Here is an 11637-nt window from a genome sequence, read left to right on the forward strand (position 1 = left end):
GATTCCGAGATAATTACTACTCCACTTACACCTTGTGGTGCAAATTTATGGAAAGCAACCTCACGCACTTCAGCACCAGCTCTTAGTGCTGCATCCACAAATAATTGTTCAATATACGGCATGTCATTAAGCTTGTCGAAATCGCAATCCCAAAGTTCAGCGATCACGTGACGACCCATCGTATCCATAGTATCCATTCTACAGTTCCCCCTTGTAAATTTATTCTAACTGTTCGAATTGAAAACTAATTTGCAATTTGGCTTGCTCCACTACCACGGGGGAAAGTTAGTCCAGAGAGGTCCTAACCCTTTAAGTAGTGACTACGTACCTCAGCTCTTAAGTTTACGAGTGTTAGTATACTTTGTTTATTTTCATTTTGCAACAACAGTTTTTTCGATTTTCTGTCATATTTTCCTCTTTACTTTTCCCTAAAAAAAAGAAATGATTCACAAATACAGTAATAACAACGCTTCGTGGTATGTCCACTTTCCAAAATATACTCATATAATTTTTTTCCTTTTCAGAAAAAAATAAAAAAAGAGAGGGCAATATTCACTTGCCCTCTCCCTTATTCACTTAAATATGTTGCACATTTTTTTGTTTCGCTAATTCGTCAACAACTAACGTTACAAGATCTACAACACGACGAGAGTAGCCCCACTCGTTATCATACCAAGCAAGTACTTTTACTTTACGATCACCCATTACCATTGTAGATAAGCCATCAATAATAGCTGAGTGTGTATTTGTATTAAAGTCAATAGATACTAAAGGCTCTTCGCTAAATTCTACAATACCTTTTAACGCACCGTTTGCAACAGTTTTGAATGCATCGTTAATAGCTTCAACTGTCACATCACGTTTTACATCTACTACTAAGTCAACAAGAGACACGTTTGGTGTTGGTACACGAAGTGCCATACCATGAAGTTTTCCGTTTAAATGCGGAAGAACTTTTGCTAGCGCTTTCGCAGCACCTGTCGTTGTCGGAATGATTGATTGTCCGCAAGCACGTGCTCTTCTTAAATCTTTATGTGGGTTATCAATATTTTTTTGGTCATTTGTATAAGCGTGAACAGTCGTCATTAAACCGTTTTCAATTCCAAACTGCTCATCTAACACCTTCACAACAGGCGCTAAACAGTTTGTTGTACAAGATGCATTTGAAATAACGGTATGTTTTGTAATATCTAATTGGTCTTCGTTCACACCAACTACAATTGTTACATCTTCATTTTTACCAGGCGCTGTTAAAATAACTTTTTTCGCTCCAGCTTCAACGTGAAGAATTGCTTTTTCTTTTGAATTAAATTTACCAGTTGCTTCAATTACAACTTCAACACCTAGATCTGTCCAAGGCAATTCCTTTGGATCGCGGTTGTTTAAAAGGCGAATCATTTTCCCATCAACTAATAAGTGATCTTCAAATGCTTCTACTGTTCCGTCAAACTTGCCGTGAACTGTATCATATTTAATTAAATGTGCTAACGTTTCAGATGGATAGCTTGCATTGATTGCTACAATTTCGAATGCGCTTTCTTTTATTGCCTGACGAAATACCATTCTCCCAATACGTCCAAATCCATTAATTGCCACACGAGTCATAATATGTTATCCCCCTTGAATGCGTTATACTATTTATCTCCAATCCCAATAATAGTATAACACAAAAAGGGGATATGTCACTAAGCATTTTCATTAATTTCACAATTTTTTAGTCAATAATGTTCCATTTCTTTAAAATTTCCTGTAATTGTGTTTTCGTTCCCATAATTGTGCCATCATTATTTATTACTTCATCCGCATGCTTCACTTTTTCTTCTAACGGCATTTGCGATTGTATACGTGCTTTTGCTTCTTCTTCCGAAAAATTATTTCGCTCCATTAAACGTTTTAATTGCGTATCAGGCGTGACAGCTACAACTAAAACACGATCAACGAGACTTGTTAATTTACTTTCAAACAAAAGAGGGATATCTAACACAACCGCTTGCATACTTTCTTTTATGTACATTTCCTTTTGTGCATTCATTTCCTCACGTACTGCAGGATGAACAATTTTATTTAACTGCAATCGTTTTTCTTCATTATAGAAAACAACATTTCCTAATTTCGGCCGATCCAGTTCTCCATCTTTTTGTAACACTTCCGTTCCAAATACTTCTACTATTTTGTTATATGCTGGTTTTCCTCGTTCTACAACTTCTCTTGCAATAACATCTGCGTCAATAACCGGTATACTTAGCCCACGAAACATTTCTGATACCGTACTTTTTCCGCTTGCAATTCCTCCCGTTAATCCAATTACCACTGTCATAATACTTCTCCTCCTCATAATAAAAGGCGCGAAACTAATGTTCCACGCCCATACTTACATTTTCCAAATTCCAATAATAATGAGTAATACCCCAGGCAGGAATGTAAATTTTTGTAACCATTTCATATTTGATAAAACTGTACCCAGCTTCATTCCAATAAACAAAAATAAAGAACTCATAACTGCAACTAATATTGCCATCATAGCGGGTGCATAACCTAATAAAGATGCACCAATTCCAGCACCAAACGAATCCACGGAAAGTGCGATACCAAGAAGTAGCGCTTCTCCTGCAGAAATAGTTCCCGATTTATCAAAATCTGCAACAGTCGGTTTCCGTAAAATTTGAATTACTAACCCAAGTGAAGCAATTTCTAGTTTCCAAACCTTCTCTTCTTGCTTCGGTTCTTCCTTTTTATCACTTCGAAAAAATTGATATAATACCCAAATCCCTATTCCAATAAGAACAAGCCCACCGATACGCGTTGCGATAACAGGTGAAAATATTTTCGCAATCATATGTCCAATTCCCATTGAAACAAGCATAACAGCCGCTGAACAGATTCCGATAATTATAATTGATCTTAGTGGAATTCTTACGCTTCTCAAACCATATGTCAGCCCTACACTACAGCTATCTAAGCTTAATGTAAAAGCTAATAAAATAAGAGATAAATAAAGGTACATCGGTAAGCTCCTCCCTTATACATAGCTCTGCTGTATGTATATGACAAATGCCTATCCGATGTTATCTCTTTTCTATATTCTAGGCTGACAAATTGGGCAATAATGCGTCCCTCTTCCGCCAACAACTGTTTTTTCTAATATCGTGCCACAAGTTACACATGGTTCTCCCTTTTTCCCATACACATTTAAAAGTTCTTGGAATGAACCAATTTGCCCTTGCGAATTCATATACGTTCTAATTGTGCTTCCGCCTCGCTTCACTGCTTCGCCTAGCGTTGTAACAATTGCTTCGTAAATTCTTTCGATTTCTTCTTGCGTTAAAGATGCAGCTTCTCGCTCTGGATGGATATGAGAACGGAATAAAACTTCATCTACATATATATTTCCAAGCCCTACTAAAAGACGCTGATCTAATAATACGACTTTTATTTTACGATTTGTCTTTTGCAATTTTTCTTGTAAATACTGTGGTGTCAATTCAGCATCAAATGGCTCTGGACCTAAGTCAACAAGAGGCATTTGATTCAACTCTTCACCTTTTTTAAAGAGATGCATCGTACCAAATTTTCTCACATCTTTATAATGTAATTCAGTTCCATCTGTAAATAAGAAACGGACGTGCGTATGCTTATCAATTGGCTCATCCTCTTGATGCAGTAAAAACTTTCCTTCCATACGCAAATGTGAAACGATAACATAATTGGTTACATATAAAAGCAAAAACTTACCTCTTCGCTTTATCGTTTCAATTTTCTCGCCTCTGAGCATTTCTTTAAAGATTTCCGCATCATCTGGTCGTTTTACTATTTTTGGATACGTAACAATAACATCTTCAATCGTTTTTCCTGTTACAAGATGTTCGAGTGTCCGTCTGACGTTTTCAACCTCTGGTAATTCAGGCATTTCATCACTTCCTTATTTTGCGTCGTACCAAGTTGGACCGTAAGAATAATCAACTTTCAGTGGAACTGCGAGTTCAATTGCATGCTCCATTACTTCTGGTACAAGCTTCTCTAATTTTTCAATTTCTTCTTTTGGTGCTTCAAAGATTAATTCATCGTGTACTTGCAGAAGAAGACGCGCTTGTAATCCTTCTTCTTCTAAACGATCTGCCATAATAATCATAGCTATCTTTATAATATCTGCAGCACTACCTTGAATTGGTGTATTCATAGCTGTACGCTCAGCAAAGCTACGTAAATTGAAATTACGACTCGTAATTTCCGGAATGTAACGGCGACGATTTAATAAGGTAGCCACATACCCTTTTTGTTTCGCATCTTTTACGATGTCATCCATGTATTCTTGTACACCAGGGAAACTTTCTAAATACTTTTCAATAAATTCCGCTGCTGCTTTTCTTGTAATTCCTAAGTTTTGTGAAAGACCGTAATCACTAATACCATACACAATTCCGAAGTTAACAGCTTTCGCTTGTCGTCTCATATTCGAAGTTACTTCATCTTTTCCAACACCGAATACGTCCATAGCTGTTTTCGTATGAATATCCATATCATGTTGGAACGCTTCAACTAGCCCTTTATCATTTGCAATATGAGCTAATACACGAAGTTCAATTTGTGAATAATCGGCCGCATACATAATCCATCCTTCTTCTGATGGAACAAATGCCTGACGAATCTTTCTTCCTTCTTCTAATCGAATCGGTATATTTTGCAAGTTCGGATCTGTTGAACTTAATCGACCTGTTTGTGTTAAAACTTGATTAAAGCGAGTATGAATTTTCGATGAATCTTCATGTACAACTTTTAGTAAACCTTCAATGTAAGTTGAATTTAATTTCCCTAACTGACGATAATGTAAAATGTTTGGAATAATTTCATGATGATTCATAAGTTTATCTAGTACATCAGCTGACGTAGAATAACCTGTTTTCGTCTTTTTAATAACTGGTAAGTTTAAATTCTCAAACAGAATAACCCCAAGTTGCTTCGGTGAATTAATATTAAATTCTGTTCCCGCAAGCTTATAAATTTCCTGTTCCATTTCCTTTAATCTACCCGCAAGTTCTTCTCCCATATTACGAAGGCGCTCCGTATCAACTTTTACACCTTTTACTTCCATATCAGCTAGTACACGTGCAAGTGGTAATTCTAACTCTGTAAACAATTCATATTGCTCGTTCTTTTTTAATTCTTCCAAGAACGTTTGCTTTACATCATATAATACATGCACTTTTCGAGCTACATGCTCCGCTACTACTTCTAGCTCTGGAACAGCACGCTTCGCACCTTTTCCATAAACTTCTTCATCCGATTTCACGGCATGCGTTTCTTTCATTTTCGCTACAGTACGGAAATCTTTATCCGTATCAGCTGGATCAAGTAAATAAGCAGCAATTAATAAATCAAAGTCGATTCCTTGAATATCTATACCCTTCCATTTGAGTGCAACGATAGCTCGCTTCGCATCAAATGTATGCTTTCTCATTTCTCCATTTGCAAGCCATGCTTTGAAAGCCTCGGATGCAAGTGCTATGTCCGTCTGAATAAAGTAGCAACCATTTTCATTTTGAATACCAAAACCTTGAATGTCCGCTTTATGATAGTTATCTTCTTGTACTTCTACAATAAGTGCACTATCTTGCTGAAGCATTTCTTCTGTAACTTCTTCCACAATATCAAATGTAATATCATCTAATTCAGCTGGAGCTGTTTCTTCTGGCGTAACACCTAATTTATTCAAAAGAGATGTAAATCCTAAATTCTCGAACATTGGAATCACATCACTTGCTTCATATCCTTTATACTCCATATCATCCACATGCACTGTAATCGGCGCATCTGTAATAATAGTTGCAAGATCTTTACTCATAAGAGCTTGTTCTTTATTCGCTTCTAGTTTTTCTTTTAATTTCTTCCCGCTTACTTGATCGATATTTTCATACACTGCTTCAACCGTTTCAAATTGCGTTAACAATTTAATTGCAGTTTTTTCACCAACTCCTGGTACACCCGGAATATTATCTGACTGGTCCCCCATTAAACCTTTCATATCAATAATTTGCTTTGGTGATAAACTGTATTTCTCAAATAAAGCTTCTTTCGTATATTCATCTACTTCTGTAATCCCTTTTCGAGGTATACATACAAGCGTATTATCAGAAACAAGTTGAAGTAAATCTTTATCTCCTGAAATAACCTTAACATGAAACCCTTGCTCACTCGCTTCTTTCGCTAACGTCCCCATAATGTCATCCGCTTCATAATTTTCTAGTTCATAACGCGGTACATTAAATGCATCAAGCATCTCACGAATAAACGGGAATTGTTCTGATAACTCAGGTGGAGTCTTTTGACGTCCTCCTTTATACTCGCTATACGTTTTATGACGGAATGTCGTTTTTCCTGCATCAAACGCAACAAGCATATGCGTTGGCTTTTCTTCCTCTAATATTCTCATTAACATCATTGTAAAACCGTAAATTGCGTTCGTATGTATACCTTTGTCGTTATTTAAAAGCGGTAGTGCAAAGAAAGCACGATACGCGATATTATTACCATCTACTAATACGACTTTTTTTTCCACAACAGAAACCTCCCCATACAAATTTGAAACGATTTTCACATAGAAAAAAACCGTTCCTTTCCTCTCTCTATATTAACATGACTAATAGAGAGAAGAAAAATAACGGTTTTTTTCTTTCATATATATCAAACTTATATTGGCATAAAGGGAAGTGACGAGAACAGCATAACTATTCTCGTCCAAAATTACTCCTTGGATGAAGGGGTTTTCATGTATTATATTAACAGAGCTTTATTAATATTTAATTAAGCCATTGTTAATATATTGTAAATATCCTTCATCCTATTTTTCAGTTGCCGATTTCGGTAAAACAACTGTAAATGTTGTCCCTTCCCCAACTTCACTATCCACAGTAATTGTACCGTGATGTGCCTCAACTAAATGCTTTACAATCGATAATCCAAGACCTGTACCACCAGTATTTCTACTTCTCGCTTTATCCACTCGGTAAAAACGTTCAAAAATACGTGGGATTTCATCTTTACTAATACCAATTCCAGTATCAGATACTTTTATATAAGCATTGTATTTATCTTCTGCTAATTCAACAGAAACAACGCCTCCAGCCGGTGTATATACGATTGCATTATTAATTAAATTAATAAAGATTTGTTTCAAACGACCAGGATCTCCAATGACAGAGACACGTTTTAATACATTCACTTGTAAAGAGATTTCTTTTTCGCCTGCTTTATTGTCAAGCACCATATGAATATCTTCAAGAAGTCCCTTCATATCAACGGTTTCCATATTTAATTTAAACCCTTGTTGCTCAATCTTTGACAAATCTAATAAATCTTCAATTAACCCCTGCATGCGTTCACTTTCTTTTAAAATAATGTGTAAGAAATGTTCGCAGAATTTCTTATTATCCATCGCTCCATCCAAGAGCGTTTCTGAAAAACCTTTAATAGAAGTAATTGGCGTCTTTAGTTCATGAGAAACATTGGCTAAAAAGTCTTTTCTCATTTGTTCTAATCTCTTTAACTCTGTTATGTCATGGAATACGAGAACAATCCCTTTCCATTCATGGTTCGTCCCGATAATCGGCGCTCCATATACTTCGAAATGCTTTCGCTCAATTCCAAGTGGCAATAGCATTTGTTTACGCACTTTCACTTCTGTCATAAAGATTTCTTCCACAAGCTCAATAATTTCTGTATGATGGAACGATTCATAATATAAGCGATCTAAATACTCTTCATCTGTTACGTGGAAAGTCTCTTTATAAGAACGGTTTACAAGGTTTATATAACCGCGGCTATCAATTAAAATCATTCCACTTCCCATATTTTCGATTAACGTATGCAGACGATCTTGTTGCATTTCTTGTTCGAGTGTCATCTCTTGTAAATTACGAGCTAAAATATTAATCGCTTTACTCAGCATTCCTGTTTCATCCGAATGACTTTCATAAGCACGTGCTTTATAATTTCCCTTCGCTAATTCAATCGCAACTTTCGTAACTGATTCAATTGGCCTAATATATTGCCCTGTAATTTTCATACCTAAAAACACGACTACAAGACAAGCGATAACAAATCCGATAATTAATAATCCCCACGTTTTTTGATGAACATCTTTCAAAGGCTCAATTGTACTTTTCACCAAAATGTATCCTTGTTTCCCTGTTACATCTTGAACGAACACCGCATGATAAAATTCATTCTTCTGATCCGTTTCTTTCGTAATGACTTTATTTCGTTGTTTCGCTGTTTCGGCAGAAAGTTCTTTAATCATCTCTTGACTAAATGCAGATTGTTGCCCTTTGCCATATTGAACTTTCTTTTTTTCATCTACAAATATAATAGAAGCTGGTATTTTTTCTTCTAACTTTTCAAATACATACGGCCTTTTTAAAACATCCTCAAAACCTTGTTCTTCTGCTAATACCGCAACATATCCTGTTTCTTTTACCATTCTCTCTTTCGCATGATCTATATAATAGTTTTCAAACACGGTTTCTAACAGTAAACCTAGTCCAACTAAAATAAACACAATAAGAGAAACAAATGTAAAAAGAAGCCTGGAACGAAATTTATTCATCCCCTTTTGGCTCCTCTAATTTATATCCTAAACCACGTATCGTTTTAATGTACGTCGGTTTTTTCGTATTTTTTTCAATTTTATCGCGCAAGTGGCTAATATGAACATCAACAATTCGTGTATCACCAGCAAAATCATAATTCCATACAGCACTTAATAATTGATCACGCGTCAACACGCGACTTTTATTTTTCGCAAGATAAACAAGTAGTTCAAATTCTTTTGGGGTTAATTCAAGCTTTCTTCCTTGGAAATAAGCCTCATAAAACTCCGGTAAAATTTTAAGGTCTGCAATTAGGATGCTATCTTCATCTGGCGCTTCTGCAACTTGCTCTTCTTGCTGTAATTTCGTACGACGCAAAATCGCCTTCACACGAGCAACAACTTCTCTTGGACTAAATGGCTTCGTCATATAATCATCCGCCCCAAGTTCAAGACCTAGCACCTTATCAAATTCATCATCTTTTGCCGTTAACATTAAAATCGGCGTCATAACACGCTGCAATCGTAATTCTTTACAAACTTCCATACCATCCATTTTTGGAAGCATTAAATCTAATATAATTAAATCCGGACGTTCTGTTGTCGCTTTTTGAAGCGCCATTTCTCCGTCCATCGCTGTTATAACTTCAAAACCAGCTTGTTGTAAATTAAATTCAATTAAAGTTAAGATAAATTCCTCATCATCAACTACTAAAATACGATTGTTCATTCTTTTCCTCCAAGTTATAGACTTGAAACCTTCTTCATCCTAGTATTTTCCCCGTTATTCTCATCATACTAGAAAACAGGTCCCCCCTCAATATAATTGTCTATTCATGGATTCAGATTATGCTCTCGTTATCTCTAAAAACAATTACACTCGGCTCAATTAACGTGTTACTATCCACACTTTATACAATTCTATATTCTCATTACATTCTACTTCCGTATGAACATTGAATTCTCGATTTTGTGCTAAGAAAAAAGATAGAACATACGCTATTTTATAGTCCGGTGTTTCATATCCATCAAATACTCTTCCGTACATTTCATTCGCGATCCCGTCTGCCCACACTTCAGCTTCTCTTATCGTTTCAAAAATAACGTCTTCCCTTTTCCATCTCACTTAAAAAATCCCTCCTTCAATTGACTTCAGTTATTAAAGTATGTGATAATTTAATATAATAATTAATATATATCAATATTAATTATATGGAGGTTCTATTATGCGACTAGTACTACCTATTCTAACTTTAGTAGTAACATGTATTCTTACTTTTAACGCTCCAAGCTGGGATACGATTAAAACGGGTTGTTCAGATTTCGCTGAAGGATTCGCTGAAGGATTCTTCAACTAAAAATAGCGCTAGCTCCCTTATTAAAGGTATGCTAGCGCTATTCATATTTTCATGTTTTAAAAATTATCTAATGCTTTTTCCATAATGGAAACAGATTTAAAAGGTGGCGTTACCGTTAATGAACCTTTAACAACCGTTTCTCCTTTTTCATCATGAGCAGATACAAGCATATCAATTGTATGTGCCTCCTCAGAAACAGCCACAACTTCAAAGTGGATTTGTAACGTTTCATAATGGTGAACATGCTTCACGAACGTAAGGTCCTTCCTAATAATATGACTACCTGGACCTGGTAAATATTTCGTAACCGCCGTTGTAATCATTCCCGTTAGCATAATGCTTGGTACAATCGGCTTTTCATACGGAGTTTGGGATGCGTAATCATGCTGAATATATAATGGATTGGCATCATTCGTTAGCCCTAAATACAATAACAAATCTTTATCCTCAATTTTTTCAGTGATAGATAGTTTCTCTCCTACTGTAATTTCATCCATTTTACGACCAATTTGAACTTTTTTCTTTAACATGTTACAACCCCCTCCGATTTTTTCACCTTATTATCCTACTAAAAGCGATACCTTATCCGAAATTTACTATGATGAGGGCAATGTATAGTATAAATCTACAGTTTCATTATAGGATACTACAAATGATAGCGTTTTCATATTATTTCAAAAAAACATTTCATTAAATAGTAGAAAAAGATTCGGGGCCCCGAATCTTTTTCCGCTTATATTTAATTATTAAACAAGAACTTTCATAACGTTACGTACAGATTCTACAGAGCGATCTAACGCTTCTTTTTCCTCTGCAAGAAGTTCTAATTCAATAATTTTTTCAATTCCGTTACCACCTAGAATTACTGGTACCCCTAAGTAAAGGTCACTATAACCATATTCACCTTCAAGATACGCAATAGCCGGTAATACACGGCGTTGATCTTTTAAGATTGCTTCTGTCATTTCAACTAAAGAAGCCGCTGGTGCGTAATATGCACTACCATTTCCTAATAAGCCTACAATCTCTCCGCCACCTTTACGTGTACGTTCTACAATTGCCTCTAAACGCTCTTTCGGAATTAACGTTTCTAACGGAATGCCACCCGCATAGGAATAACGTACAAGAGGTACCATGTCGTCACCGTGTCCACCAAGAACAAATCCTGTAATGTCTTTCACAGAAAGATTTAATTCTTGTGCAATGAATGTACGGAAACGAGCTGTATCTAATACGCCCGATTGGCCGATAACACGCTCTTTCGGGAATCCCGCTTCTTTAAATACAGAATATGTCATTGCATCAACTGGATTTGTTAACACAACAATAATTGCATTTGGTGAATGTTTTGCAATGTCGCGCGTAATACTTTTCATAATTTTAGAGTTCGTTGCTACTAAGTCATCACGGCTCATACCAGGCTTACGTGCAATACCTGCTGTAATAACGACAACGTCAGAATCAGCAGTATCTGCGTAATCAGATGTTCCAATAATGTTAGCATCAAAACCTTGTACTGGGCTCGCTTCTAACATATCTAACGCTTTCCCTTTTGTTGGATTTTCCAGTTGTGGAATGTCCACTAATACAACATCTGCAAGTTCTTTTTGTGCTAATAAGAATGCTGTTGTTGCTCCTGTAAATCCTGCACCGATGACTGAAACTTTCTTGCGTTTGATTGTCATAATTTACCCCCCA

General features: G+C 36.0%; 12 protein-coding genes. 1 reads left to right on the top strand and 11 read right to left on the bottom strand.

Annotation, left to right across the window (positions count from 1 at the left end; all coding sequences use genetic code 11):
* From JDS92_RS15565 to JDS92_RS15605, 9 genes are all read right to left on the bottom strand, one after another.
* Positions 1–188: S-adenosylmethionine decarboxylase family protein (locus JDS92_RS15565; RefSeq protein WP_374191310.1), on the bottom strand; the 188-nt coding region annotated here is incomplete at its 3' end.
* 388 nt (positions 189–576) lie between these two features.
* Complete coding sequence (locus JDS92_RS15570) at positions 577–1605, bottom strand: glyceraldehyde-3-phosphate dehydrogenase (protein WP_000198973.1); 1029 nt, start codon at positions 1603–1605, stop codon at positions 577–579.
* Positions 1606–1714: 109 nt separating this feature from the next.
* On the bottom strand, positions 1715–2317 hold the full coding sequence (coaE, locus tag JDS92_RS15575; protein WP_199632129.1) for a dephospho-CoA kinase: 603 nt from the start codon (positions 2315–2317) through the stop codon (positions 1715–1717).
* A gap of 54 nt (positions 2318–2371) precedes the next feature.
* Entirely contained in the window at positions 2372–3004 is a 633-nt protein-coding gene (gene ytaF, locus JDS92_RS15580; RefSeq protein ID WP_000281731.1) for a sporulation membrane protein YtaF, read from the bottom strand.
* A gap of 72 nt (positions 3005–3076) precedes the next feature.
* Positions 3077–3907, bottom strand: a complete 831-nt coding sequence (gene mutM / locus JDS92_RS15585; protein ID WP_199632130.1) for a DNA-formamidopyrimidine glycosylase — start codon at positions 3905–3907, stop codon at positions 3077–3079.
* A gap of 12 nt (positions 3908–3919) precedes the next feature.
* Positions 3920–6553 (bottom strand): DNA polymerase I, encoded by a 2634-nt coding sequence (gene polA, locus JDS92_RS15590; protein ID WP_087951183.1) that lies wholly within the window; start codon positions 6551–6553, stop codon positions 3920–3922.
* Positions 6554–6835: 282 nt separating this feature from the next.
* Positions 6836–8599, bottom strand: coding sequence for a sensory box histidine kinase PhoR (gene phoR, locus JDS92_RS15595; protein ID WP_001032138.1), 1764 nt, complete (start codon positions 8597–8599; stop codon positions 6836–6838).
* On the bottom strand, positions 8592–9311 hold the full coding sequence (gene phoP, locus JDS92_RS15600) for a two-component system response regulator PhoP (RefSeq protein ID WP_001065218.1): 720 nt from the start codon (positions 9309–9311) through the stop codon (positions 8592–8594). The genes phoR and phoP overlap by 8 nt, the downstream gene beginning before the upstream one ends.
* 159 nt (positions 9312–9470) lie before the next feature.
* Positions 9471–9707 (bottom strand): hypothetical protein, encoded by a 237-nt coding sequence (locus JDS92_RS15605; protein ID WP_001267376.1) that lies wholly within the window; start codon positions 9705–9707, stop codon positions 9471–9473.
* 100 nt (positions 9708–9807) lie between these two features.
* Between JDS92_RS15605 and JDS92_RS31250 the strand changes: the two genes are divergently transcribed.
* Entirely contained in the window at positions 9808–9939 is a 132-nt protein-coding gene (locus JDS92_RS31250) for a hypothetical protein (protein WP_001241585.1), read from the top strand.
* Between the two features lie 56 nt (positions 9940–9995).
* On the opposite strand, the gene JDS92_RS15610 is transcribed toward JDS92_RS31250, so the two are convergent.
* Both JDS92_RS15610 and mdh read right to left on the bottom strand, forming a co-directional pair.
* Complete coding sequence (locus JDS92_RS15610) at positions 9996–10469, bottom strand: MaoC family dehydratase (RefSeq protein WP_000914174.1); 474 nt, start codon at positions 10467–10469, stop codon at positions 9996–9998.
* A gap of 216 nt (positions 10470–10685) precedes the next feature.
* Positions 10686–11624, bottom strand: a complete 939-nt coding sequence (gene mdh / locus JDS92_RS15615) for a malate dehydrogenase (RefSeq protein WP_000153235.1) — start codon at positions 11622–11624, stop codon at positions 10686–10688.
* Positions 11625–11637: the final 13 nt, after the last annotated feature.

The sequence above is a fragment of the Bacillus cereus group sp. N12 genome, from assembly GCF_016483575.1.
Taxonomy (GTDB): domain Bacteria; phylum Bacillota; class Bacilli; order Bacillales; family Bacillaceae_G; genus Bacillus_A; species Bacillus_A toyonensis.